Annotated in this window: 22 protein-coding genes and 1 riboswitch; of the genes, 18 read left to right on the forward strand and 4 right to left on the reverse strand. The window is 70.5% G+C overall.

Annotated features, from left to right (window positions below; all coding sequences use genetic code 11):
- The first annotated feature begins 57 nt into the window (after window positions 1-57).
- The 11 genes from OG385_RS28795 to OG385_RS28845 all read left to right on the forward strand — a co-directional run bounded on the left by OG385_RS28795 (window position 58) and on the right by OG385_RS28845 (window position 10,244).
- On the forward strand, window positions 58-1,233 hold the full coding sequence (locus OG385_RS28795; protein WP_266859030.1) for an ROK family transcriptional regulator: 1,176 nt from the start codon (window positions 58-60) through the stop codon (window positions 1,231-1,233).
- A gap of 114 nt (window positions 1,234-1,347) precedes the next feature.
- Window positions 1,348-1,478, forward strand: a riboswitch (FMN riboswitch).
- A gap of 181 nt (window positions 1,479-1,659) precedes the next feature.
- Window positions 1,660-2,724, forward strand: a complete 1,065-nt coding sequence (gene ribD / locus OG385_RS28800) for a bifunctional diaminohydroxyphosphoribosylaminopyrimidine deaminase/5-amino-6-(5-phosphoribosylamino)uracil reductase RibD (protein WP_266861240.1) — start codon at window positions 1,660-1,662, stop codon at window positions 2,722-2,724.
- 5 nt (window positions 2,725-2,729) lie between these two features.
- Complete coding sequence (locus OG385_RS28805) at window positions 2,730-3,353, forward strand: riboflavin synthase (protein WP_266859032.1); 624 nt, start codon at window positions 2,730-2,732, stop codon at window positions 3,351-3,353.
- Window position 3,354: 1 nt separating this feature from the next.
- Window positions 3,355-4,008, forward strand: coding sequence for a nicotinamide mononucleotide transporter family protein (locus OG385_RS28810; RefSeq protein WP_266859034.1), 654 nt, complete (start codon window positions 3,355-3,357; stop codon window positions 4,006-4,008).
- Window positions 4,005-5,288 carry a bifunctional 3,4-dihydroxy-2-butanone-4-phosphate synthase/GTP cyclohydrolase II gene (locus tag OG385_RS28815; protein ID WP_266859036.1) on the forward strand — a complete coding sequence of 428 codons (1,284 nt, stop codon included), beginning with the start codon at window positions 4,005-4,007 and terminating at the stop codon, window positions 5,286-5,288. Before OG385_RS28810 ends, OG385_RS28815 begins: the two co-directional genes overlap by 4 nt.
- Before the next feature lie 58 nt (window positions 5,289-5,346).
- Window positions 5,347-5,832 carry a 6,7-dimethyl-8-ribityllumazine synthase gene (gene ribH, locus OG385_RS28820; protein WP_266859038.1) on the forward strand — a complete coding sequence of 162 codons (486 nt, stop codon included), beginning with the start codon at window positions 5,347-5,349 and terminating at the stop codon, window positions 5,830-5,832.
- Between the two features lie 34 nt (window positions 5,833-5,866).
- Window positions 5,867-6,139 carry a phosphoribosyl-ATP diphosphatase gene (locus OG385_RS28825; RefSeq protein WP_164266345.1) on the forward strand — a complete coding sequence of 91 codons (273 nt, stop codon included), beginning with the start codon at window positions 5,867-5,869 and terminating at the stop codon, window positions 6,137-6,139.
- Between the two features lie 108 nt (window positions 6,140-6,247).
- A complete protein-coding gene (hisG, locus tag OG385_RS28830; protein WP_266859043.1) occupies window positions 6,248-7,096 on the forward strand; it encodes an ATP phosphoribosyltransferase in 849 nt (282 codons plus the stop codon).
- A 23-nt stretch (window positions 7,097-7,119) separates the two neighbouring features.
- On the forward strand, window positions 7,120-7,587 hold the full coding sequence (locus tag OG385_RS28835; protein ID WP_266859045.1) for a PH domain-containing protein: 468 nt from the start codon (window positions 7,120-7,122) through the stop codon (window positions 7,585-7,587).
- Between the two features lie 216 nt (window positions 7,588-7,803).
- Window positions 7,804-9,147, forward strand: coding sequence for a hemolysin family protein (locus OG385_RS28840; RefSeq protein WP_266859047.1), 1,344 nt, complete (start codon window positions 7,804-7,806; stop codon window positions 9,145-9,147).
- Complete coding sequence (locus tag OG385_RS28845; RefSeq protein ID WP_266859049.1) at window positions 9,144-10,244, forward strand: hemolysin family protein; 1,101 nt, start codon at window positions 9,144-9,146, stop codon at window positions 10,242-10,244. Before OG385_RS28840 ends, OG385_RS28845 begins: the two co-directional genes overlap by 4 nt.
- Before the next feature lie 25 nt (window positions 10,245-10,269).
- Here the strand turns inward: OG385_RS28845 and OG385_RS28850 are convergent, their stop codons facing one another.
- Together OG385_RS28850 and OG385_RS28855 are read right to left on the reverse strand one after the other, a co-directional pair.
- Window positions 10,270-12,171, reverse strand: coding sequence for an AAA family ATPase (locus tag OG385_RS28850; protein WP_266859051.1), 1,902 nt, complete (start codon window positions 12,169-12,171; stop codon window positions 10,270-10,272).
- Window positions 12,172-12,601: 430 nt separating this feature from the next.
- On the reverse strand, window positions 12,602-13,183 hold the full coding sequence (locus tag OG385_RS28855; RefSeq protein ID WP_266859053.1) for a uridine kinase: 582 nt from the start codon (window positions 13,181-13,183) through the stop codon (window positions 12,602-12,604).
- Window positions 13,184-13,355: 172 nt separating this feature from the next.
- Between OG385_RS28855 and OG385_RS28860 the strand changes: the two genes are divergently transcribed.
- Entirely contained in the window at window positions 13,356-14,753 is a 1,398-nt protein-coding gene (locus OG385_RS28860; protein ID WP_266859055.1) for a peptidase C39 family protein, read from the forward strand.
- A gap of 140 nt (window positions 14,754-14,893) precedes the next feature.
- Here OG385_RS28860 and OG385_RS28865 read toward each other — a convergent pair whose 3' ends face one another.
- Together OG385_RS28865 and OG385_RS28870 are read right to left on the reverse strand one after the other, a co-directional pair.
- Complete coding sequence (locus tag OG385_RS28865) at window positions 14,894-15,910, reverse strand: hydroxyacid dehydrogenase (protein ID WP_266859056.1); 1,017 nt, start codon at window positions 15,908-15,910, stop codon at window positions 14,894-14,896.
- Window positions 15,911-16,052: 142 nt separating this feature from the next.
- The gene (locus tag OG385_RS28870) at window positions 16,053-17,180 is read right to left on the reverse strand and encodes a substrate-binding domain-containing protein (RefSeq protein WP_266859058.1); all 1,128 of its coding nucleotides are present in this window, start codon (window positions 17,178-17,180) and stop codon (window positions 16,053-16,055) included.
- Window positions 17,181-17,374: 194 nt separating this feature from the next.
- On the opposite strand from OG385_RS28870, the gene OG385_RS28875 reads away from it, so the two are divergent.
- From OG385_RS28875 to OG385_RS28900, 6 genes are all read left to right on the forward strand, one after another.
- Window positions 17,375-19,387: a DUF2264 domain-containing protein gene (locus OG385_RS28875; RefSeq protein WP_266859059.1), complete on the forward strand. Its 2,013-nt coding sequence runs from the start codon at window positions 17,375-17,377 to the stop codon at window positions 19,385-19,387.
- Window positions 19,388-19,650: 263 nt separating this feature from the next.
- Entirely contained in the window at window positions 19,651-21,327 is a 1,677-nt protein-coding gene (locus tag OG385_RS28880) for an ABC transporter substrate-binding protein (RefSeq protein ID WP_266859061.1), read from the forward strand.
- Between the two features lie 16 nt (window positions 21,328-21,343).
- Window positions 21,344-22,444, forward strand: a complete 1,101-nt coding sequence (locus OG385_RS28885) for an ABC transporter permease (protein ID WP_266859063.1) — start codon at window positions 21,344-21,346, stop codon at window positions 22,442-22,444.
- A gap of 3 nt (window positions 22,445-22,447) precedes the next feature.
- A complete protein-coding gene (locus OG385_RS28890) occupies window positions 22,448-23,383 on the forward strand; it encodes an ABC transporter permease (protein ID WP_266859065.1) in 936 nt (311 codons plus the stop codon).
- A complete protein-coding gene (locus OG385_RS28895) occupies window positions 23,380-24,477 on the forward strand; it encodes an ABC transporter ATP-binding protein (RefSeq protein ID WP_266859066.1) in 1,098 nt (365 codons plus the stop codon). Before OG385_RS28890 ends, OG385_RS28895 begins: the two co-directional genes overlap by 4 nt.
- Window positions 24,474-25,493, forward strand: coding sequence for an ABC transporter ATP-binding protein (locus tag OG385_RS28900; RefSeq protein WP_266859068.1), 1,020 nt, complete (start codon window positions 24,474-24,476; stop codon window positions 25,491-25,493). Before OG385_RS28895 ends, OG385_RS28900 begins: the two co-directional genes overlap by 4 nt.
- The last annotated feature ends 38 nt before the right edge of the window (window positions 25,494-25,531 follow it).

Consider the following 25,531-nt stretch of genomic DNA (forward strand, 5'->3'; position numbering starts at 1 on the left):
CCGGCCGTAAACTATCAGGCAACCTGCCTGATAAATAGATCTGGAAGGATCCCGGCCATGCCCGCATCCTCGATCACCGCTCGGGCCGTCAACGACCGCATCGCCCTCGACCTGCTCCAGGGAGAGGGCCCGTTGACGGCCGGGCAGCTCAAGACGCTCACCGGACTCTCCCGGCCGAGCGTCGCCGACCTCGTGGAGCGGCTTCAGACGGCCGGGCTGATCTCCGTCGTCGGCGAGGCGGGCGCGGAGCGGCGCGGCCCGAACGCCCGGGTGTACGGGATCGTGGCCGACCGGGCGCACCTCGCGGCCCTCGACGTACGGACGGGAAGCGTCGCCGTGGTCGTCACCGACCTGCTCGGCGCGGTACTCGCCGAGGCCACGCTGCCCATCGGAGACGGTGCGGGCCCCGGCCCCGCCGACGCCGTGGAGGAGGCGGCCGCCCTGCTGGAGCGCACCGTGCGGCAGGCCGGCGCGGCCCGGCTGCACAGCGTCGGGATCGGCGCCCCGGGCCTCATCGACCCGGCCACCGGCGAACTCCGCAACTCCAGCGGGCTGCCCGCCTGGCACCGCAGCCTGGTCGGCGCGCTCCAGGAGCGGCTGCCCGCCACCGTCCTGGTCGAGAACGAGACCAATCTCGCCGCCCTCGCCGAGCAGCGGACCGGCGCGGCCCGCGGGCTCGACACCTTCGTCCTGCTCTGGCTCGGCCACGGCGTCGGCGCCGCCCTCGTCCTCGAAGGAAAGCTGCGCCGGGGCGCGTCGGGCGGCGCGGGGGAGATCGGCTTCCTCCCGGTTCCCGGCAGAGGGCTCCCGTCGGCCACCGACTGCGGCGAGGGGTTCCACGGCCTGGCGGGCAGCGCCGCGATCTGCGCGCTCGCCGACCGGCACGCCGTCACGGCGGTGCCGGAGGTACGGGAACCCCCGGCGGCCGCCGTCGTACGGGCCGCTCCGTCGGCGGGCCGGCGCGGCGAGGACTTCCTGGAGGCGCTGGCCGGACACATCGCCCTCGGCGCCGCAGCCGTCGCCGCGGTGGTCGACCCGGGCTGTGTGGTGCTGGGCGGCGAGATCGGCCACGCGGGGGGCGCGGACCTCGCGGCCCGGGTGGAACGGCGCCTGGCCGCACTCTCCCCGCTGCGTACCGAAGTGCGGGCCGGGACTCTCGGCGGCGCGGCGGTGCTGCACGGCGCACTGCTGACCGCGCGGGACGCGGCGCAGGACGATCTGTTCGGCGGCTGACCGGCCGCCCGGCACGGGCTGTGACCGGACGGTCGCAGTGCCTGTGAGCCAGCCCACATCGGCTCGCCCGCATGGCCGACGGCCGGACGTGGCAGACTTGCCGTGTACCAGCAGCAGCGCACTCCGGGGTCGGTGTAATTCCGAACCGGCGGTTATAGTCCGCGACCCGTCCGCATCCAGTGGGCGGTTGACCAGGTGTAATTCCTGGACCGACGGTGAAAGTCCGGATGGGAGGCAGTGCGCGGCGGGCCGTATTGGTACGCCGTAGCCGGTGGCGTGTCGTCTCGACACAGCCTTCTCCGGTCCCGGCGTTCCTGTGTGGTCCCGCTCTCTGTCGTCATCGACAGGCCCCGGAGTCCGTGCCCGAAGAGGCAGGAGGACCCGGTGGCCACCGCAGCCGTTCCGTCGCCACAGGCGGTCGACGCCATGCGCCGAGCCATCGCGCTCGCGGCGCGCGGACTCGGATCCACCAGCCCCAACCCCGTCGTCGGGTGTGTCGTCCTCGACGCGTCGGGCGAACCGGCGGGCGAAGGCTTCCACCAGCGGGCAGGCGGTCCGCACGCCGAGGTCAACGCACTCGCGGCGGCAGGTGACAGAGCGCGCGGCGGCACCGCGTACGTCACGCTCGAACCCTGCAACCACATCGGCCGCACCGGCCCCTGCTCCCAGGCGCTCATCGACGCCGGTGTCGCCCGCGTGGTGTACGCGGTCGCCGACCCCAACCCGCAGGCCACCGGCGGCGCCGACACCCTGCGCGCGGCCGGGATCGCGGTCACGGCGGGCGTGCTGGCCGACGAGGCCGAAGCGGGCAACACCGCCTGGCTCACCTCGGTACGCCTCGGCCGCCCCCATGTGACCTGGAAGTACGCGGCGACGCTCGACGGCCGCACCGCGGCCGCCGACGGGACGAGCCGCTGGATCACATCGGCCGAGTCCCGCGCCGACGTCCACCGGCTGCGCGCCGAGTCCGACGCGGTCCTCGTCGGCTCGGGAACCCTGCGCGCCGACGACCCGCACCTCGCCGTCCGCGGTATCGAGGGCGCCACCCAGCCGCTGCGGGTGGTCCTGGACACCCACGCCCGCTCCCTCACCCCCACCGCCCGGGTCCTGGACGACGCGGCACCGACGCTGGTCGTCGTCGGCAAGGGCGTCACCACGCCCCCGCTCCCCGGAGCGAGTGCCGCCGAAGTGGCGCGGCTGCCGTACGACGGAGCCGGTATCGCCGTCGACGCGCTGCTCGCCGAGCTGCACGCGCGCGGTGTCCGCTCCGTACTCCTCGAAGGAGGGCCGACGCTGGCGGGCTCCTTCGTCGCCGCGGGCGCCGTCGACCGGGTCGTCGGCTATCTCGCCCCTGTCCTCCTCGGCGCGGGCCCCGCGGCCCTCGCCGACGCCGGAATCACCACCATCACCGACGCGTTGCGACTCGACGTCACCGAGACCGTCCGCATCGGCCCCGATCTGCGGATCACCGCCACCCCTAAGGAGCGCTGAGCGCCGTGTTCACCGGAATCGTCGAAGAACTGGGTGAGGTCACCGCCGTCGAGAACCTCGGCGACGCCTCCCGCTTCCGCCTGCGCGGACCGGTCGTGACCGAGGACGCCAAGCACGGCGACTCCATCGCCGTCAACGGCGTCTGTCTCACCGTGGTCGAATCCGGCGGTGGCGAGTTCACCGCCGATGTCATGGCCGAGACACTCAACCGCTCCAGCCTCGGCGCGCTCGCCACCGGCTCCCGGGTCAACCTCGAACGCCCCATGGCGCTCGGCGGCCGCCTCGGCGGACACCTCGTCCAGGGCCATGTGGACGGCACCGGCACGGTCGTCGAACGCAAACCGTCCGACAACTGGGAGTTCGTGAAGATCTCACTCCCGTCGGACCTCTCCCGGTACGTCGTGGAGAAGGGCTCCATCACCGTCGACGGAGTCAGCCTCACCGTCGTCGACGCCGGGCCTGACTACTTCACCATCAGCCTCATCCCCACCACCCTCGCCCTGACCACCCTCGGCATCAAGCAGGCGGGCGACCCGGTCAACCTCGAAGTGGACGTACTCGCCAAGTACGTCGAGCGGCTGCTCGGCGCCGACGGCACCCGGGCCACACCCGAACCGGAGGGCCGCTGAAGTGAGCGCACTGACCTGGCTGAACACCGAGGCGTTCACCGTGCTCGGCCAGCACATCCTGTGGTCCGACATGATCGGCAACACCATCGGGCTGATCGCGCTCGCCCTCGGCTGGCGCCGCTCGGTGCTGACATGGCCCGCGCAGTTCCTGTCCGGCGTCATCCTCGTCGGCGCGTACTCATCGGCCCATCTCAGCGGCGGAGTCGGCAAACAGCTGCTGGTCATCGGGATCGCCCTGTGGGGCTGGTGGTCCTGGACCCGGGGCAGGCAGCAGGCCCAGGACGGCAGCATCGCCGTGCGGTTCGCGACCTGGCGTGAGCGCGGGCTGCTGCTGGCGGGCGCCGTGGTCGGCACCGTCGCCGTGGCCGCGCTCTTCCTGGCCGTCCCCTCCCTGTCCTGGAGCCCGTGGGCCGACGCCTACATATTCGTCGGCACCCTGGTCGCGATGGTCGCCCAGGCGCGCGGTCTCGTCGAATTCTGGTTCGCGTGGCTGCTCGTCGACCTCGTCGGCGTCCCCCTCGCCTTCCACAGCGGCCTGGCCTTCTCCGGTCTGGTCTACGTGGTCTACTTCGCGCTCGTCCTCTGGGGCATGCGCGACTGGTGGCTGCGATCCCGTACGAGCGTCAAGCCCGCCCTGGAAGGAGCAGCAGCATGACTGCCGAGCCCGTCTGGTACTCGACCGACAACGCCGAGGACCTCTCCCTCGACCCCGTGGAACAGGCCGTACGCGACATCGCGGCGGGCCGGCCGGTGGTGGTCGTCGACGACGAGGACCGCGAGAACGAGGGCGACCTCGTCATCGCGGCCGAGAAGGCCACCCCCGAGATCGTCGCGTTCATGATGAGCGAGTGCCGTGGACTGATCTGCGCGCCCATGGAGGGCGACGAGCTGGCCCGGCTCGACCTCCCGCAGATGGTCGAGAACAACACCGAGTCGATGAAGACGGCCTTCACTGTCTCCGTCGACGCCGCCACCGCGCACGGGGTCACCACCGGAATCTCCGCCGCCGACCGCGCGACCACCCTGCGGCTGCTCGCCGACGGCCGGGCCGGCGCCGGGGACTTCGTACGCCCCGGGCACGTCTTCCCGCTGCGGGCCAAGCCCGGCGGCGTGCTCGTGCGCAACGGGCACACCGAGGCGGCCGTCGACCTGGCCCGGCTGGCCGGTCTGCGCCCGGCCGGCGCGATCGTCGAGATCGCGGGGGAGGACGGGGTGATGCTGCGCCTGCCCGAGCTGGTCCCCTTCGCCCGCAAGCACGGCCTCACGATCATCTCCATCGAGGACCTGATCGCCTACCGCCGCAGCTCCGAACCGCGGGTACGCCGCGAGGCGACCGTCCGCCTCCCCACCGCCTACGGCGAGTTCACCGCGTACGGCTACCGCTCCATCGCCGACGGCATCGAGCATGTCGCCCTGGTCCACGGGGAGATCGGGGACGGCGACGACGTCCTGGTGCGGATCCACTCCGAGTGCCTCACCGGCGACATCTTCCACTCGCTGCGCTGCGACTGCGGCCCCCAGCTGGAAGCCTCCATGGAGCGCATCACCACCGAGGGCCGCGGCGTCGTCGTCTACCTGCGAGGCCACGAGGGGCGCGGCATCGGGCTGCTGTCCAAGCTGCGCGCCTACGAGCTCCAGGAGCGAGGCCGCGACACCCTGGACGCCAACCTGGAACTCGGGCTGCCCGCCGACGCGCGTGACTACGGCGCCGGAGCGCAGATCCTGGCGGACCTCGGGGTACGCAGCCTGCGGCTGATGACCAACAACCCCGAGAAGACCGCCGCCCTCGTCCGGCACGGCCTGGACGTCACCGGCCGGGAGGCCATGCCCGTCCAGGCGGGCGAGCACAACCTCCGGTACCTGCGCACCAAGCGGGACCGGATGGGACACGACCTGCCCTGGCTGGACACCACGTCCGCCTGCGGCAACCAGTAGGACCGGGCCAACAGCAGACCAGCCGGCCCGAGAACGAGAAGCACGAGGAGAGACAGACATGAGCGGCAAGGGCGCACCCGAACTCACCGTGAAGAACTGCGGCGACCTGCGCGTGGCCGTCATCGCGGCCCAGTGGCACGAGAAGGTCATGGACGGCCTCGTCGACGGCGCACTGCGCGCCCTGGGCGAGCTGGGCATCGACGAACCGACCCTGCTGCGGGTCCCGGGCAGCTTCGAACTCCCGGTGGTCGCCAAGGTCCTCGCGGGCCGCGGCTACGACGCGATCGTCGCTCTCGGCGTGGTCATCAGGGGCGGCACCCCGCACTTCGACTATGTCTGCCAGGGCGTCACGGGCGGCCTCACCCAGGTCTCGGTCGACACCGGCGTCCCGATCGGGTTCGGCCTGCTGACCTGCGACACCGAGGAACAGGCGCTGGACCGGGCCGGCCTCGAAGGATCCAACGAGGACAAGGGGCACGAAGCGGTCACCGCTGCTGTCGCCACCGCGACCACACTGCGCACGGTCAGCGAACCCTGGCGCTGAGTGGGGACGGGGACCCCGTACTCTTAGCAGCATCATGGCGAACAAAACCTTCGAAGAGCTCTTCTCCGAGCTCCAGCTCAAGGCCGCCAACGGCGACCCCTCCACCTCCCGCACCGCCGAACTGGTGGGCAAGGGCGTGCATGCCATCGGCAAGAAGGTCGTCGAGGAGGCAGCCGAGGTGTGGATGGCAGCCGAGCACGAGGGCAAGGAAGCCGCAGCCGAGGAAATCTCGCAGCTGCTGTACCACGTTCAGGTGATGATGGTCGCCCGTGGGATCTCACTCGACGACGTCTACGCCCATCTCTGAGCACCCGCCCTCGTAGATCCAGCACGCTCTCCGTCTCCGTACGTCCAGACAGTCAGCACCCCAGCACCTCAGCACCCGTAATCACTCCGCACGAAGGAAGCCGACCTCATGCTGCGCATCGCCGTCCCCAACAAGGGTTCTCTCTCCGGGCCTGCGATGGCGATGCTCCATGAGGCCGGCTACCGGCAGCGCAAGGAGTCCAAGGAGCTCGTCCTCGTCGACCCGGTGAACCAGGTCGAGTTCTTCTACCTCCGCCCGCGCGACATCGCGATCTACGTCAGCTCCGGCAAGCTCGACATCGGCATCACCGGCCGCGACCTGCTGCTGGACTCCGGGGCCGAGGCGGAGGAGATCCTCCAGCTCGGCTTCGCCCGCTCGACCTTCCGGTACGCCACCAAGCCCGGCACGGCGAAGGGCCCGGCGGACTTCGGCGGCATGACGATCGCGACCTCGTACGAGGGAATCGTCGCCAAAGCCCTCGCCGAGCAGGGCGTCGACGCGGCAGTCGTCCACCTCGACGGCGCCGTCGAGACGGCCATCGAGCTGGGCGTCGCCCAGGTCATCGCGGACGTCGTCGAGACCGGCACCTCACTGCGGAACGCCGGACTCGAAGTCATCGGCGAACCGATCATGAAGTCCGAGGCCGTCGTCATCCGCCGGATCGGAGCCGACGCCGACGAGCCCAAGGCGCAGCAGTTCCTGCGCCGCCTCCAGGGCGTCCTGGTGGCCCGGAGCTACGTGATGATGGACTACGACTGCCGGGTCGAGTTCCTGGAGCAGGCCGTGGCCCTCACGCCCGGCCTGGAGTCGCCGACCATCTCCCCGCTGCACCACGAGGGATGGGTCGCCGTCCGCTCGATGGTCGCGGCCAGCGAAGCCCAGCGGATCATGGACGACCTCTACGCACTCGGCGCCCGCGCCATCCTCACCACGGCCATCCACGCCTGCCGTCTCTGACCAGCACGAAGGACGAACGGATCATGACCGCCCCCGAACTTCCCGCCCTCCCGGTCACCTTCAGGCCGACCCGTACGCGGGTGGTGCTGCTGTCGGTGGGGACGGTCATGTTCGTCGTCCTCAGCGTCGTCTCCCTGATGCTGGAGACCCTGACGCCGGGTGAGCGTGTCTCGTTCATCTTCACCGCGGCTGTCTTCTTCGGGGTGCTGGCGCTGCTCAGCCGCCCCAAGGTCGTCGCGGACGAGGACGGCGTCACCGTCGTCAATCTCACATCCAGGCGCCGGCTGGCCTGGCCGGAGATCCTGCACGTCAATCTGCGCCCCGGCGACGCCTGGGTCTTCCTCGACCTCAGCGACGGCACCAGCCTCCCCGCCCTCGGCATCCAGCCCGGTATCGGCAAGGCCCAGGCCATCCGCGACGCCCGCGCCCTGCGCGCCCTGGCGGACTCACGCGGCCCGGCCACCGACGACCGGAGCACCCCGGCGGAGTAGCAGGATCCGCCCGCCGGACAGGTACGGACGGCTGAGCCCCTGACGCGCCGGGCCGCTGTTTGATTACTCTGGGGCGGGGCGCCAGGTGCGCCCCGCCCCGCATTCTGTGACCCACGCGGTCCGCGGGGCACCCCTGCGACATGAGGAGTGATTCCTTCCAGCAATGGACGGATCATCCGGTAGTACGTGCGCCGCCCCCCTCCTGGAGGCGGCGGCATGACCATTCCCCTTCTGCTCCTCGGAGCGGCTTTCCTCCTGATCCTCGCCAACGGATTCTTCGTCGCGGCCGAATTCGGCCTCGTCACCGTGGAGCGGCCGGACGCCGAACGCGCCGCCGCGGACGGCGACCGGCGGGCCCGCACCGTCGTACGGGCCCTGCGGGAACTCTCCTTCCAGCTCTCCGGCACCCAGCTCGGCATCACCATCACCTCGCTGGTGGTCGGAATGCTCGCCGAGCCCGCGCTCGCGGAGCTGCTCGAAGGACCGCTCACCGCCACCGGGCTGCCCGCGGGGGCCGTGTCCGGGATCAGCGTGGTGCTCGGCATGATGCTCGCCGCCGCCGTGCAGATGGTGCTCGGCGAACTGGTCCCGAAGAACTGGGCGGTGTCCAGGCCGCTCCAGGTGGCCAGGTTCGTCGCCGGCCCCCAGCACCTCTTCTCGACCGCGTTCCGGCCGGTGATCAGTCTGCTGAACACCGTCGCCAACCGGCTGGTCCGGGCGCTCGGCGTCGAGCCCGCCGACGAGCTGGCCTCGGCCCGTACCCCCGGCGAACTCGTCTCGCTGGCCCGCCACTCGGCGCAGGCCGGCACGCTGGAACAGGACACGGCCGACCTCTTCGTCAGGACCCTCTCGCTGGCCGGGCTCACCGCCCAGCACGTCATGACCCCCCGGGTGAAGGTCAGCGCACTCCAGTCGTCGGCGACGGCGGCCGACGTACTGAACCTCACCCGCGCCACCGGCCTCTCCCGCTTCCCCGTCTACCGGGAGCGCATCGACGAGGTCGTCGGCATGGTCCATCTGAAGGACGCGCTCGCCGTGGCGGTGCAGGCCAGGCACCGGACCTCGGTGGGACGGGTCGCCGTCGCACCGCTCCTGGTGCCCGAGACGCTGCCCGTGCAGCAGCTCCTGGAGCGGCTGCGCACCGAGCAGCCGATCGCCGTGGTGGTGGACGAGTACGGCGGCACCGCCGGAGTCGTCACCCTGGAGGACATCGTCGAGGAGCTGGTCGGGGAGGTCAGGGACGAGCACGACGGCGCCGACGCCGACCGCCCCGAGCTGTCCCCGGCCCCCGCCGAGGACGGCAACCCCGCCTGGGAGGCAGACGGCAGCTGCCGGGTCCTCACCCTGCGGCGGATAGGTCTTGAGGTCCCCGAGGGCCCGTACGAGACCGTCGCCGGACTCGTGGCAGACCTGCTGGGACGCATCCCCGCCCCGGGCGACCGGGCCGAACTGCCCGGCTGGCGGCTCTCGGTCCGCAGGGTCGAGCGCTACCGCGCCGAGCGGGTGCGGCTGGTCCGTACCGCCGATGTGCCCGTCCCGGTCATGGAGGGCGTGCGATGAGCTTCTTCCAGCTCCTCTTCGCCGTCGCCCTGGTACTCGCCAACGGCTTCTTCGTCGGGGCGGAGTTCGCGCTCGTCTCCGTACGCCGCAGCCAGGTCGAGCCACTGGCCGCCGAGGGCTCCGCACGGGCCCGCAAGGTGCTCTACGGCCTGGAGAACCTGCCGCGGATGATGGCCGCCGCGCAGTTCGGCATCACCGTCTGCTCGCTGACACTGGGCGCTGTCGCCGAGCCGACCGTCGCCCACCTCCTGGAGCCGGTCTTCCAGGCGGTCCGGCTGCCCGGCGGTCTGGTCCATCCGCTGGGGTACGCGATCGCTCTCGCGCTCGTGGTCTCGCTGCATCTGGTCATCGGCGAGATGGTCCCGAAGAACCTCGCCATGGCCGCACCCGAGAAGACCGCGCTCTGGCTCAGCCCCGGACTCGTCGGCTTCGCCCGGCTGTGCCGCCCGGTGACCGTCGCACTCGGGGCCTGTGCCCGGCTGGTGCTGAAGCTCTTCGGCGTCGAGCCCAAGGACGAGGTCGAGGCGGTCTTCACCAGCGAGCAGCTCAACCGGCTCGTCGAGGACTCGGGCCAGGCCGGTCTGCTGGACTCGGAGGCCCAGGAACGTCTGGAGGACGCACTGGAGCTGGGCAGCAGGCCGATCGCGGACGTGCTGATCGCCCGCGCCGAGCTGATCACGGTCGCCCCGTCGGTCACCCCGCTGATGATCGAGGAGCTGACCGTGCGCACCGGCTACTCGCGCTTCCCCGTCTGTGCGGACAGCGGCGCCTTCATGGGCTATCTGCACGTCAAGGACGTGCTCGACCTGGAGGACCGGGAACGGGCCGTCCCCCAGCAGGTCTGGCGTCCGATGGCGACGCTCCGCGCGGAGCTGCCGCTGGACGACGCGCTGACCGTGATGCGGCGCGCGGCCACCCATCTGGCCCAGGTCGCCGACGGATCGGGGAAGGTGCTCGGTCTGGTGGCGCTGGAGGACGTACTGGAGAAGCTGGTCGGTGAGGTACGGGACCCGGCGCACCGGGAAGTCCCGGCACCGCAGGTGACCCGGGTATCCGAGCCGCGCACCGACCGCAGCGAACAGGCGCTGGCCGGGTAGGCCCGGCCCCCGGGGCGGGGACCGTTCAGAGCGGCGGCTCCTGCTGCCCGCGACCGACCGGTCCCCGCCCCGAGAGCACCTCCCCGTACGCCTGCATCAGGTCCGGCAGCCGCAGCGTCGACAGATCGTCCCTGCCCGGTGTGGTGGCGTACCCGGTCAGTCGCAGATCCCGGTAGGCGCAGCTCTTCTCGTACAGCGTGCGCAGGAACCGGCCGTTGCCCAGCTCGTCGATCCACCCCTGGTCCACCACATGACCGGCGATCGAGCGCAGCTCGTCCAGCGACTCCGCGTCCCACACATCGCCGTTCTCCGTCGCCAGCACCTCGCCGATGGCGGTCAGCTCCAGCGGCCGGTAGCTCGGGAAGTCGACGCGTGAGGTGAACCGCGACGAGAGCCCCGGATTGGTGGCGAGGAGACGGTCCATGCCCTGGGGGTAGCCGGCCAGGATGACCACCAGGTGGTCGCGGTTGTCCTCGGCCCGTTTCAGCAGGACCTGGAGCGCCTCGTCGCCGTAGGCGTCGCCTTTGCTGTAACCGGAGTTGGCGAGGCTGTACGCCTCGTCCACGAAGAGCACCCCGCCGAGCGCGGAGTCGATCAGCTCGTTCGCCTTCACGGCGGTCTGTCCCAGGAACTCGCCCACCAGATCGGCGCGCTGGGCCTCGATGAGATGGTCGCCGCCGAGCAGCCCGAGCGCGTAGAACACCCGGCCCAGGATGCGGGCCACGGTTGTCTTGCCGGTACCCGAGGGGCCCGAGAAGACGAAGTGGCGTTTCGGCGGCTGCACCGGCAGCCCCTGGCCGGCCCGCAGCCGGGCCATGTTGAGCTGCGCCGACAGCGCTTTGACCTGACGTTTGACCGGTTCCAGGCCGACCATGCGCTCCAGTTCGTCCAGTGCGCACGCCAGCAGTTCGGGGTCGGTGGGCCCGGCAGGCAGATCCGGCGGGAACTGGCCGGCGGGGGAGGGATCCCGGTCCCGTACGGTACCGGAGGGCGGAGCGGAGCCGCCGAGCGGATCGCCGCCCGGACTCCCGGGGCTCCCGGGCCGGGGATCCCGCCCCTCGGCCGGATCGCCCTCCGCGAAGGCGCTGTCCATCTGCCCGTCCACGGCGTCCTGCCCGAACCCGGCCAGTGAGACCGCGGCGTAGTCCACCGCGTCGTCGTACCCGTCGCCCTCGGAGATCGCGGCGAGCCGGGCAGCGGTGTCCATGAACGCGGGATCCACCCGGTGCACCGCCCGGTACAGCGGCAGGGCCGCGGCACTGCGCCCGGTCCCCTCATGGGCGCGGGCGAGCCAGTAGCGCAGCTCCTTGCGCTGCGGCTGCTCGCTGCGGCAGCGCATCAGCGCCGCCGAGAGCAGTGGTTCCGCTTGCCCGTACATCTCCAGGCGCACCCGCGCCATCCCGCCGAACAGTCCCGCCTCGATCCCCAGGACCGGATCGTCGACCAGCGAAGCGGTGTAACGCACCAGCCGCTCCCAGTCCTTGGCGAGGTACGCGCGGCAGGCGTGCAGGAACCGCACCTGCGGATCGGTGTCGACCGGCGGCAGCCCCGCCAGCGCCCGGTCCAGCTCCGGCACATGGCGTCCGTCCAGCCAGTGCGAGGCGTGCGCGAGGAGCAGATCGCGCGGACTCTCAAGGACCGGCTGCACCCACCAGCCCAGCCAGTACCAGGAGTTGAGGGTGCGGCGCAGCCTGCCGCGCTGCTCGCCGAACCGCTCCCGGTGCCGGAACATCCGCAGTAACGCGGTGGTGGTGTCCACCCGCAGCGCATGCAGTCCGAGCCAGCCGTCCGCCATCCCCGGATCGAGCCGCACCGCGGCCCGGAACTCCTCCTCCGCCTGTGGGTACGCCCCCATCGTGTAGGCGTCCACGCCTCTCAGCCAGGCAAGATCGGCCGGGGCGTGCGAGCCCTGCGTGCCGAAATCCATCACGTCCCCCACAGACCGTGCCCCCGTACCGTGCCGCCGGGCTCGGCGCCCTGCGACCTGTGAACCGCTGTGCAGCGGACGGGAATTGACCGGCGCCGCCCGAAGGGCATCGTACCTGCGCAGAGGCCCGGTACCGAAGGGTGCCGGAGTACTGGGTGCCAGGGGGAGAGGGCTTGCTCACGGTGACCGAGGGTGAGCGATCAGCGAGACCGGGAGTCCGGTTGGGGAGGGAATGGGCAGAACGAAGCCCCCGATCACGGGGGAACAACCGGGGGCTTCGCGTCTGCGGCGGCTTCGAAAAGCCGCACATTGAGAACGTAAGACCTGTACGGGCCCTGGGTCAAGCGGAGTTGAAGCACTGGAACGGCGGTTTTCCGCCGGGCGCCGGTCCTGGGGAGAGGTCATGACTATGCGTGACCAAATGGATCGCTCACGCGGTCACTGAGGGAGCCCGGAACCACTCGTAACCCTTGTAACACTCACGTACCAGCAGATCCGCGAATGGCCGGGAAGGGTCCCCGGCGAAGTGCCGGGCCTCCGCCGCCGTCCAGCCGTCCCAGAAGTCCGTCAGGGCCGGGCCGTCGCGGTGGCGGCCCCGTGCCCAGGACGCGGCAGCGCCCCGGTCCATCCAGAGCAGCTGGGCGAGATACGGGCGCAGGGCCCGGCGGCCCGCGCCCACCCCTTCGACAATGACGACGTCAGTGGCGTCGATGGTCCGCTCGGGACCGAAGCGGCGCAGCGTCCAGTCGTACGGCGCGTACCGTGCGGCCTCGCCGCGGGTGAACGGTCCGGTCACCTGCGCGTGCAGCCTCCCGGTCCAGTCGAACAGTTCCTGGTGGGTGGCGAGATCATCCAGATGGAGTACGGGCACACCACCCAGCGCTTCGGCGAGCGTGGCCGAGAACGTGCTCTTCCCCGAGCCCGCGTGGCCGTCGACCGCGATCAGCCGAACCGGCCCGCAGGAGACGGGCCGTGCACGGATCGCGGCGGCGAGGTGGTCGAGGTCTTCCATGGGGCCAGCCTAGGAGCAGTTGGCGGCGCCGCAGGTCACGCCAGTGGTCGATACCAATATTGGTGGCAGGACGCGAGGCGAATCACTGGCAGAAACGCGTCGTGAGCCGGGATAGTTGCCCCACTGTCGCGCACTCGCCGCCCCATCCGTATCCGACTGGGGGTCCATCAAAGTGACCAGTACCACTCCGCGCAGAACCGTCCTCGCCGCGGCGGTCGCCGCCGCGGCCGCTGCCGCAGGTGCCGCTGCCGCCGCACCCGCCGTCGCCGCCCCGGCCGCCCCGGACGGCGCGCCCGCCACCCCGCACACCCCGCAGGCCGCCGGGGGAGGGCCCGTGACCCCGCTCGTGGACAACAGCGCCTGGGCCTCGTACAGCGACTGGCGCTCGGGAACGGCCGACGGCACCAAGGCTGTTCCCGGCCGCCGCTCCGGGCTGGTGATCACGGCCCCCGCGGGCCGCACCGACTACACCGATCCGCACACCGGGAAGACCGCCGCCTGGGAGTACGCGACCTGGACCTCACCGGTCCACCGCTCACGCGTCCCGGCCACCGAGGCCGTCGCGTCCTGGAACGCGCACACTCCGGCAGGCACCTGGATCCAGGTCGAGCTGCGCGGCAGCTACACCGACGGCACCGAGACCCCCTGGTACGTGATGGGCCGCTGGGCCTCCGGCGACGCGGACATCCGCCGGACCTCCCTCGACGGCCAGGGCGACGGCAAGAGCTCCATCTCGACCGACACCTTCGCCATCGGCGACGCCGCGAGCGGGCTCCGGCTGGTCTCGTACCGGCTGCGGCTGACGCTGTACCGCACCCCGGGCACCCGGCTCACGCCCACCGTCCGGCGGATCGGGGCGATGGCGTCGGACATCCCGGACCGGTTCACCGTCCCGCCGTCGGTGCCGCGGATCTCCCGCGAGCTGACCGTCCCGCGCTTCTCGCAGGACATCCACGCGGGCCAGTACCCGCAGTACGACAACGGCGGCGAGGCCTGGTGCAGCCCCACCTCGTCCTCGATGATCATCAAGTACTGGGGGCGCGGGCCTACCGCCGCCGACCTGGCCTGGATCGATCCGTCGTACGCCGACCCCGAGGTCTGCCAGGCGGCCCGCTACACCTATGACTACCAGTACGAGGGCTGCGGCAACTGGCCGTTCAACGCCGCCTACGCGGCGACCTACGAGGGCATGAGCGCGGTGGTCACCCGGCTGGGTTCGCTCGGCGACCTGGAGACCCTGATCAGGGCGGGTATCCCGGCCATAACGTCACAGTCCTTCCTCAAGGAGGAGCTGACCGGCGCCGGTTACGGCACCTCGGGCCATCTGATGACGGTGATCGGCTTCACGGCCGACGGCGACGTGATCGCCAACGACCCCGCCTCACCGGACGACAACGCGGTCCGCCATGTGTACCGGCGAGCCGAGTGGGAGAACATCTGGCTCCGCACGAAGCGGCACGACGCGAACGGCAAGGTCGTGAGCGGCACGGGCGGTGTCTGCTACCTCTACTGGCCCACTGACCTGACACCGGGTCAGCACCGGGTTCTGCGGTCGCTCGGGCTGGTGTGAGCATGAGGGGCCCCGCACAGGTGTGACCATGTGGGGTCCCACGGCCGCCTCGACGCCTCGACGCCTCGACGGCTCCACGGCGAAAGACGCAGGAGTCGTCAGTGGACGGACTCGCCACGTACGCATGGACGTACTCGTGTCTATGCCATGCGCTCAAGCAGGCGGGCCGAGACGGGGTGGTTCAGCGGCCGGCTGTCGGCGAGGCGCTCCACCTCACCGACAGCCAGCTCTCCCATGCGCAGCAGCTCGGTTCCCAGGGAGCCCGCGACGTGAGGCGTCAGCGCGACATGCGGGTGATTCCACAGCGGACTGTCCGCGGGCAGCGGTTCCGGATCCGTGACGTCGAGTACCGCGTACAACTGTCCGCTGCCCACCGCGGCCGTCAGCGCGGCGGTGTCGACCAGTTCCCCCCGCGCGGTGTTGATCAACGTGGCACCGGGGCGCATCGACGACAGCCGCCGCGCGTCCATGAGATGCCGCGTCTGCGGTAGCGAAGGCGCGTGCAGGGAGACCACGTCGCTGGTGGACACGAGCTCGTCGAGCCCCAGCAGCCGTGCGCCCAGCGTCCCGGCCTCCGCCTCCGTGAGGTAGGGGTCGGCGACGACGCGTTCGACGTCGTAGTTCCGCAGCAGGGCGAGGACGCGGCGGCCGACGGCGGAGGCGCCGACGACCCCGATCTGCTTGCGGTAGTTGCCCACCGGAACGGAGCTGTCGGGCGGGTCCGTCTGTGCATGGCCGGACGCCTGCCGCGCGAGCAGCGGCAGGACACGCTTGTTGGCCAGGACGATCATGGCGACCGTGTACTCGGCGACAGGGACGGCATTGGCGGCGGCGGCCGAAGAGACGGCGATACCCCGCTCCCAACAAGCAGCCGTGACATGGTGTTTGACCGATCCGGCGGCATGGACAACGGCGCGCAGGCGTGGTGCCCGTGCCAGCACCTCGGCTGTGAGGGGCGGGCATCCCCAGCCGGTGACAAGGATGTCGACGCGCGCGAGAGAGGCTTTCGCCCGGGGCGAGGAGAACTCGTGGAGCACCGGAGCCGGGTCGAGGTCCGCGGCCCTGCCGAGACGCCGCAGCTGCTCGTCGTCGAACAGGCGCCCTGCCAGGCCTTCCTGCATGGCGAGGGCAAGTCGGGGTCGGTTGTCGCTGGTCACGCGTCTCCTCGGCCGGGGGCTTGATGTGCAGGTGCCGGGACAATCCAATGACCGGTCGGTCGGCAGCGTCAACGATCACCCGGCTGACCGAAAGGAACCGAAAGCGAAGAGACGGGATGGCCAACAGGCGGGCGGCCGGCTCTCAGACGGCGCCGCAGGAGGAGCGGACCACGAGCTTGGGCAGCAGCGCCATGCGCCGGGTCGCCACCTCATCACCCGGCGCGGCGATGCGTCGCATCACGGTGTCCACGGCGGTGCGGCCCACATCGAACTTGGGCGGGGCCACCGCGGTCAGCGGCACCTCGGCAAGCGCCGCCACCTCATCGTCGTAGGAGATGACCGCGAAGTCACCGGGGACATCCAGCCCGCGCTCCATGACGGCCCGTACGACCGCCGCCGCGTTTCCGTCCGCGTGCACGACGACGGCTCGGGTCCCGCTGTCCAGACAGCGGTCCACCAGTGATTCGACGGCGGCTGCGTTGCCCTTCGGGTCGAGGTCGCTGCGCGGCAGTTCCGTGCGTTCCACTCCGCCGTCGGTGAGCCCCAGCCTGGCCAGCGCTTCCGCGTGGCCGTCGAAGAGCCACCGGGCCGTGGGGCTGCGGAGCCCGCCCGCCGCGGCCACCCGGGTGTGCCCCAGGGAGACCAGATGTTCCACCGCGAGTTCGGTGCCCGCCGCATGGTCGGTGCGCACGTACTCGATGTGCGCGGCGGCCGTCCCCGACAACGAACGCTCGACCAGTACGGTCGGCACGTCGAGTCCGCTCAGCCACTGCGTGGTCTCCGGATCCTCGTCAGGGGGCTGGGCGGTCGCGATCAGCAGTCCGTCCACCCCGCGGTTCAGCATCCGGTCGACCTGCTCGCGTTCGATGCCGTGGTCGTAGTGGTTGACGGCCAGGACGATACGGGCACCGTGCTGCCCGGCAGCGGACTCCGCCCCCCGGAGCACAGCCGGGTAGTAGTACACGGAGGACGGGACCACCAGGCCGACGGTGGCGCGGTGGGTGTCGCGCCCGCCCGCCTGCTTGCCCCGCGCCGTCCTGCGAGCCGGCTGCGACTGCTTGCCGGGGATGCTCGCTCCGCCGTAGACCCGCTCCAGCATGCCGCGGTCGACGAGCGTGCCGATGTCCCGGCGCAGGGTGACCGTCGAGACGCCGAGCCGACCGGCCATGTCCGTCACGCGCACACAGCCCTGACTCCGGGCCACCTGCATGATCGCCTCGTGGCGCTCGACCGCCATCATCACGTGCTGTCCCCCCGAATCGGCTGACACTTACCCGGCCATGGGCTCCCCGGTCACCGGGCGTGGAGCGTACTGGCTTTTCCAACCGATCGAAAGCCTCCGCTTTCACTCTCCCGCACCTTTCTTCGTTTCCCTTCGACTTATTGCCACCTCCTTGACCGAACGGTCATGCTGGCGATCATTTCCGTACCGCCGCGACTCAGAACGAAAACGAGGTGCCGCGCATGAACCTGTCGCACCAGCCCTTGCCCCCCGAGGTGCGGGAACTCTCCCCGTACACCGGGTTCGGGCGGGCCCACTGGCTGGCACTCGCGGACCAACTCCTCGTGGACGCGCACCGGTTCGCCACTCCCTCGGGCGCGCGCATCGCCCTGCCGGGCCGTGCCTCGTCCTCGGGTCCGGACTCGGATCAGCTGGAGGGTTTCGCACGGACCTTCCTGCTGTTCGCCTTCCGCGTGGCGGGCAGTGCGGGAGAGGCACCGGCCGGGCTGCTCCAGTCGTACGCCGACGGTTTCGCGGCAGGTACCGACCCCGCTCATCCCGAGGCGTGGCCGAGACTGGCGCAGGACTGCCGTCAGACACTCGTGGAGGCGTGCTCGCTCGCGCTCGGTCTGCACCTGACCAGGCCGTGGCTGTGGGACCAACTGCCCTCCGCAGTGCGGGAGCGGATCGTCGCGTGGTTCCAGGGTGCCTGGGGGCTGGGCATCCCGGACAACAACTGGCACATGTTCCGGGTGATCGTCGGCGAGTTCCTGGCGAGCGTCGGCGGGGCGCACGACCGGGCCGAGATGGACACCGACCTCGCCAGGATCGAGGAGTTCTACGTCGGAGACGGGTGGTACCGCGACGGCGGCGATGCCCGAAGAGCCGACTGCTTCGACCACTACTGCGGCTGGGCCATGCACACGTATCCCGTGCTGTGGGCCTTGATGGCGGGGGAGCGCGGCGAGGCACGACTGCCTGTCCTGCGAGAGCGGCTGAGACGATTCCTGGACGACTTCACGCTGCTCTTCGGTGCCGATGGTGCGCCGGTGCACCAAGGGCGCTCCCTGATCTACCGGTTCGCCGCCACAGCGGCCCCCTGGGTCGGTGCGCTGGCCGACGCCACACCGCTCACCCCGGGCCAGACCAGACGGCTGGCCAGCGGCGCGTTGCGGCACTTCACCGCCCGCGGTTTCCGCGACAGCCAGGGGATCGCCACGCTGGGCTGGTACGGGGAGTTCCCGCCGCTGGTGCAGGGCTACTCGGGGCCGGGCTCGCCGTACTGGTTGTCCAAGGGCTTCCTCGGCCTGTTGCTGCCGGCGGATCATCCGTGCTGGACCGCGGTGGAGGAACCGCTCCCCGTCGAGCGCGCCGACCAGGTCAGGTCCCTCCCGGCGCCCGGCTTCGTCCTCTCGGCCACACGAGCCGACGGAGTCGTCCGGCTGTTCAACCACGGCAGCGACAACCGGCTCCTGCCCGGCGCCGCCGCCGACCCTCACTACGCGCGTCTGGCGTACTCGACAGTCACCGGCCCCGCCCATCCGGAACCCGGGCAGCAGCACGCGGACAACCATGCCGGTCTGCTGGACAGCGAGTGGGGGCTGTCCCAGCGCCACCGCATCCACCGGCTGCGCGTCGTCGACCGCCACGCCGCGTCGTGGCACCGTCCGCGCTGGCCTGCCGCGCCGGACGGACAGGGTCCCGCCGGTGTGGCGGATGCCCGTATCGAGACGGCGAGCGTGGTGTGGGGCGCGTACGAACTGCGAGTCCATCTCGTGGACGCTCCTCCCGGCCTGCCGCTCTACGAGAGCGGGTGGCAGGTCGCCGGGGAAACGCTCGTACCGCAACCGGTCGGCGGGGACCGGTCTTCGGCCGTCACCGCCGCGGGGCTCACCAGTAACTTCGTCGCTCTGCACGGCCATGGCCAGGTACGGCTTGCGAACGACGGAACCACGAGCGCGTTCGGAGCGAAAGCCGCGTTCCCGTACACCACCACCGAGCGCGCCGAACGCCGCACGCTGCATGTGGCCCTGGTGGGGCTCACCGGACAGGGCGCGCCGGCGCAAGTCCCCGACGTGCGGTGCCGGATCGACGGAACCACGGTCACTGCACGGTTCCCCGACGGGACCCGGGTCCTCGTCGCCCTGGGGCCGGTGCCCGCGCACTCGCCCCAGTTGGGGGGACGGGTACTGGAGGGGCCGGTGCGGTACGCGCGCCTGACTCCCGGCGAGCGTTCGGTCGTCGTCGCCCACTGAGTCGCCCATTGAACGGTCGTGGCCCATCGGACGAACGACCCAACGGCCCGAGCGTGCGACGGCTTTGATCATCCTCCGGATGATCGATGTTGAACGGTTGAAGCAAGTTTCTGGCCGAGTTCCGAAGCGATCTCGTACAGTCCGGGCACTGCTCACCCGCGCAGTGGCGCAGCCCGGACGAGTTGCCGCCGCTGCCGTTCCGCTCCGTCTCCCCGACGCCGTGGCCCGGGTGCCCGTCATTCCCGTATCGCAAGGAGGACATCGTGTTGTCCATCGGAAACGGTCGGCGCAGGCTGAACGCCCTCGCGGTGGCCGGCTGCCTCGTGGCAAGCCTCGGGGCCTGCACCGGCGGGACCACTGACATCAGCGGGGGCACGGGCGGCAACGGTGCGTCGCTGACCATGGCCGCCGATGCCGCCACGACCTGGGCCCGCAACTTCAACATCTACTCACCCGCCAGCGACAAGAGCCCCGCGCTGCGACTGCTCTTCGAACCGTTGGTGCGCGTCGACTACACCCAGGGCGCGAAGGCGGACCCCTGGCTGGCCAAGTCCTTCGACTGGAACAGCAAGGGCACCGAACTCACCTTCCACCTGCGCACCGATGTCGCCTGGTCGGACGGCAGGAAGTTCACCGCCGACGACGTCGTCTACACACTGCGCCTCATGCTGGAGCACCCCGAACTCAACCGCGCCGGCGTCACCTACAAGAAGGTGACCAAGGTGGACGGTTCGACCGTCAAGGTCACCTGGGACCACGCGGCCTACTCCGAGCTCAGCAGCTTCGGGACCGGCAGTCTGGACATCGTTCCGCGGCACCAGTGGGCCCACAAGGACCTCAAGACCTGGACCAACAACAATCCGGTCGGTACCGGGCCGTACACCCTCGCCGACTTCAACAGCCAGCAGGTCACCTACAAGGCCCGCGACGACTACTGGGGTGCCCGGGTGGCCGTACCGGCCATCAAGATCCCGGCGGTCCTCGGCGACGCGACCAAGCCCAAGATGCTCACCGGCGAACTCGACCTGGCCACGACCGCATGGGCCGGCGCCGACAAGGACTTCGTGGCGAGGGACCCGAAGACGAACGTCTACGCGGTGTACGCGACGGGCGGCAGCACGGCGCTGTACTTCAACAACGCCGTCGCCCCGTACAACAACGTCCATGTGCGGCGCGCCCTCTCCGCGGCGGTGGATGCCCGGAAGATGCTGTCGCTCAACGACACCGGCCAGGCACCCGCGAACATCACCGGGCTCGACGAGCAGGCCTACGGCGACGTCATCGCCCGCGAGTACCGCGGCAAGGTCAACCGGCAGGACATCGCGCTGGCCAAGAGGGAACTCAAGGCCGGTGGCTACACGGTCAGGAAGGGCGAGCTCGTCAAGGGCGGCAAGTCCTATCCCCTGGAACTGAAGATCATCCAGGAGTACGCCAACTGGCAGGCGTACGCACGCGGCTTCGCGGACCAGGCGAAGCAGGCCCTCGGCCTGAACGTCAAGGTGCTGCCGGTGCAGTCCTCCAGCTTCGACCCCGAGGTCAACGAGGGCGACTACGGCATGGCCTTCAACTATGCGGGGAGCGGCACCGGGGTCTTCAACTCCTACTCCGCCATGCTCGACAGCTCGTACGCCCAGCCGATCGGCAAGAACTCCAACTTCGACAACACCGAACGCTGGAAGGACCCGCAGACCGACCGTCTCCTCCACCGGCTGAGCGAGACGGACGACCCGGCACGGATCAAGGAGATCTCGGCTGAGCTGGAGAAGATCGTCGCCGATCAGGTGCCCCTGCGCCCGCTGTTCCAGAGCGTGTGGTTCCTGGACATCAACACCAGCCGCTGGAAGGGCTGGCCCAAGCCCGGCGTCGACAACTACGTCCCGCACTTCATCAACGGACCGGACTTCACCCTGACCCTCCAGCACCTCAAGCCGGCCGAATAGGAACAAGGACCGCGCCATGACCGAATGCACCGCGGAGGAGAACCCCTCCGCTGCCACCCCCGCCGCGGCCGGGACCCCTCCTGCTCCGGCCGCAGCGCCCCGGCGCCACCGTTTCTCCGGCCGGTGGCGGCCGCTGCGCAGACGACTCGGCTTCTACCTGGTCGCCGCCTGGGCCGCGATCACCGCGAACTTCCTCATTCCGCGCCTGATGCCCGGCGACCCCGCGGAGGTGATTCTCCGCCAGTTCCAGAAGACCTCCGGGGGAGAGCCGCTGCCGCCCGGGGCCATCGACAACATCCGGGCCCTGTTCGGCGACCCGAAGGCGAACCTGTTCCAGCAGTACGCCGACTACCTCGGCAACCTCGCGCATCTGAACCTCGGCGTCTCCGTGAGCCGGTTCCCCGTGCCCGTCTCCGACCTGATCATGACGGGCCTTCCCTGGACCCTGATGCTGGCCGGGATCTCCACAGTCCTCGCCTTCGTCATCGGGATCGTCCTCGGCGTCGTCGCCGGATGGCGGCCCGGGCGCCTCGCCGACTCGGTGATGGCCCCGCTCGCGATGTTCACCACCTCCGTGCCGTACTTCTGGATCGCCCTGCTCGCGGTGTGGTTCCTCGGCTTCAAGCTGCGCTGGTTCCCGCTCTCCGGCGGGTACGCACCCGACGCGACTCCCGGATCGATCGGCTACGTCCTGAGCGTGCTGCACTACGGAACTCTGCCGGTGGCGACGATCGTCCTCGCCTCCGCCGGAAGCTGGCTGGTGGGCATGCGCAACATGACGGTCACCACAGTCAGCGAGGACTACGTCCAGCTCGGGCGCGCCAAGGGGCTGTCCCCCTGGCGGGTGATGACCCGCTACGGCGCCCGCAACGCGATCCTGCCCAGCTTCACCAGCTTCGCCCTGGCTCTCGGTTCTGTCGTCGGCGGCTCCCTGCTCACCGAGATGGTCTTCTCCTACCCCGGTATCGGATTCCTGCTGTTCGACGCCATCGACAAGCGGGACTACCCCCTGATGCAGGCGGTTTTCCTGCTCGTGACCCTGGCGACCCTGTTCACCAACTTCGTCGCGGACTCCCTGTACACCCTGCTCGACCCGCGCACCCGGGAGGTGAGCTGAACCATGAAGGACTTCCTGCACAGCTGGAAGGTCCGCACGGGCCTCGCGATCCTGTGCCTGTACGGCCTGTTCGCGATCTTCGGCCCCGGCCTCGACGCACTCCTCGGCCTGGACCCGCACGCCATCGACTACACGGCCATCCAGCAGCCGCCCTCCACGGCGCACTGGCTGGGCACGACGACCGGTGGGGAGGACGTCCTTGCGCAGCTCCTCGCCGGAACCCGCGGCTCGATCACGGTCGGGCTGATCGCCGGGACCATCAGCACCGCCATCGCGGTACTGGTGGGAGTCATCGGTACGTTCGCGGGCGGCCACGCCGACGGATTCGCCAACTTTCTGACGAACCTCTTCCTGGTCGTCCCCGTCTTCCCGCTGATCCTCGTTGTCGCCGGATATCTGCAGGGCGGCGGGGTGCTGATGATCGGGCTCCTCATCGGCTTCTTCGGCTGGCCCGGTGGCGCGCGTACCCTGCGGGCGCAGACCCTGAGCCTGCGCCGGCGGGACTTCATCATGGCGATGCGCATGCTCGGTGAGCGCCGATGGCGTCTGGTCTGGGTCGAGGCGATGCCGCACCTGGCCGGCTGGATCTCCGCGATGTTCCTGCATGCGGTGGTCGGGGCGGTACTCGCCGAGGCCGGGCTCGCCTTTCTCGGCATCACAAGCCCTGACGCGGTCAGCTGGGGCACGATGATCCAGCAGGCCAACCAGCAGTCGGCGTTGCTGCGCGGAATGTGGTGGTGGTTCGTGCCGCCGGGAGCTTGCATCGCCCTGCTCGGCCTGGCCGCCGGTCTGGTGAACTTCGGCATCGACGAGATCGCCAACCCCCGTCTCAAGGCAGCACGGCGCAGCCTCGTCCGCCAGGTCGACCGGCGCGCCGGGGCGGCTGCCCGGCCGGGCCCGACACCGGCCGCCCCGCGCACCCAGGAGGTCCCGTCATGACCGGCGCCGTACACCCCGACAGCACGGGCGCGGTCGACCTCGCACAGCGCCCGCACGACCTCCTGCTCGAAGTGAAGGACCTCACCGTCGAGTACGTCAGGCCCGCGCCCGACCCCGGCGTCGTGGCCTGCCGTGAGCTGACCTTCCATCTGCGCCGGGGCGAAATCCTCGGTGTCGCAGGTGAGTCAGGATCGGGCAAGTCGACGCTGATCACCGCGTTGACCCGCTTGCAGCGGATGCCGGCTGTGACCACGAACGGCTCGATCCTCCTGCACCGAGAAGGCTCCGACCCCCTGGACCTGGTGGCGCAGCCGGAGCGCGTGCTGCGCCGCCTGCGGTGGAGCGAGATCGCGATCGTGATGCAGTCCGCCATGGACGCTCTCAACCCGGTGATGCGGCTCGGCGCGCAGTTCGCCGATGTCCTGCGGGCCCACGATCCGACGATGGGCAGGAAGGCGGCGTGGGAGCGGGCAGCCGAACTGGTCGCCCTGGTCGGCATCTCCGCGGACCGCCTTCGCGCCTATCCGCACGAGCTGTCCGGCGGCATGCGCCAGCGCGCCTCGATCGCGCTCGCCCTCGCCTGCGAGCCGTCCCTCATCGTGATGGACGAACCCACCACGGCCGTCGACGTGGTGATGCAGCGCCAGATCCTGTCGCAGGTGCTCCGGATGCGCGAACGGCTCGACTTCGCCGTGGTCTTCGTCACCCACGACCTGTCCCTGCTGCTCGAACTCGCCGACCGGATCGCGATCATGTACGCGGGACGCATCGTGGAAGAGGGCCCGGCGAAGGCTCTCTACGCCGACCCGCAACACCCCTACACCCGTGGTCTGCGGGACTCGTTCCCACCGCTCTTCGCGCCCAAGCGGCAGCTGACCGGAATACCCGGCGTTCCACCGAGCCTGCTGTCTCCTCCTGCGGGATGCGCCTTCCACCCGCGCTGCGATCGGGCGTTCGCACCGTGCGACACCCGCACCCCCGAACTCGTAACGGCGGGAGACCGCCAGGTTGCCTGCCATCTGCATACGAGCGACGCGCCGCCGGTGGCCGAGCGCGCGGAACAGTCCGCCCCACACGAGGAGTTGAACCGGTGACGACCGCCGTTCCCGCGCAGGCCCGTGGGCTGGTGCCCGTACTCGAAGCGGTCGGGGTGAGCCGCCACTTCGACGTCACCCGTGGCCTCGGCCGGCACCAGGTGGTGCGCGCCGTGGAGAATGTCCATCTCACGCTCCACCGGGGTGAGATCGTCGCGCTGGTGGGCGAGAGCGGCAGTGGCAAGACCACACTCGCCCGGCTCCTCGCCCTTTTCCACGGTGCCACCGCGGGGGAGATCCGGCTGAACGGCACTGCCGTGCAACCGGATACCAAGGCTGCGCGGGCCTATCACTCGGCCGTGCAGATGATCTTCCAGGATCCCTTCGGCTCGCTCAACCCGCAGCGCAGGGTCCGGCACAACCTGGAACGAGCACTGCGGCTGCACGGCCATGCGGCGGCCTCGAAGAGCGAACGCAGGCTCCAGGTCCTCGATCTCCTGGAGAAGGTCAACCTTGCACCGGCCGGGCAATTCATCGACAAACTGCCCCACGAACTCTCCGGCGGCCAGCGTCAGCGCGTCGTGATCGCCCGCGCTCTCGCGGTCCGTCCGAGTGTCCTGATCGGTGATGAGCCGATCTCGATGCTCGATGTGTCGATCCGCCTGGACATGCTCAATCTCCTTGCCCGGTTGCGGGACGAGGAAGGGCTCAGCCTGCTGTACATCACCCACGACATCGCCAGCGCCCGCTATCTCGCGGACCGTATTCATGTGATGTACGCGGGACAGGTCGTCGAGTCCGGGCCCACCGAAGACGTCATCCAGCACCCCAAACACCCCTATACGAAGCTCTTGCTGGATTCCTCTCCCGACCCGGAGCGGCTCCTTTTCCCCGACGCGGTCAGCGCCTTCGACATCACCTCGTCGCAGGGGGAACCACCGAGCCTCATCACCCCGCCGTCGGGCTGCCGTTTCCACCCGCGCTGCCCGTTGGCGCATGCCGAGTGCGGGCAGGTCGCACCGCCCCGGGTCACCTTTCCGTCCGGGCAGGAGGTGGACTGCGTCCTGCACGCCTGAGACCGTCCGGCCCCCGGTGACCTCCACCTGCTGCGACG

Source organism: Streptomyces sp. NBC_01306, from assembly GCF_026340465.1.
Lineage (GTDB): Bacteria > Actinomycetota > Actinomycetes > Streptomycetales > Streptomycetaceae > Streptomyces.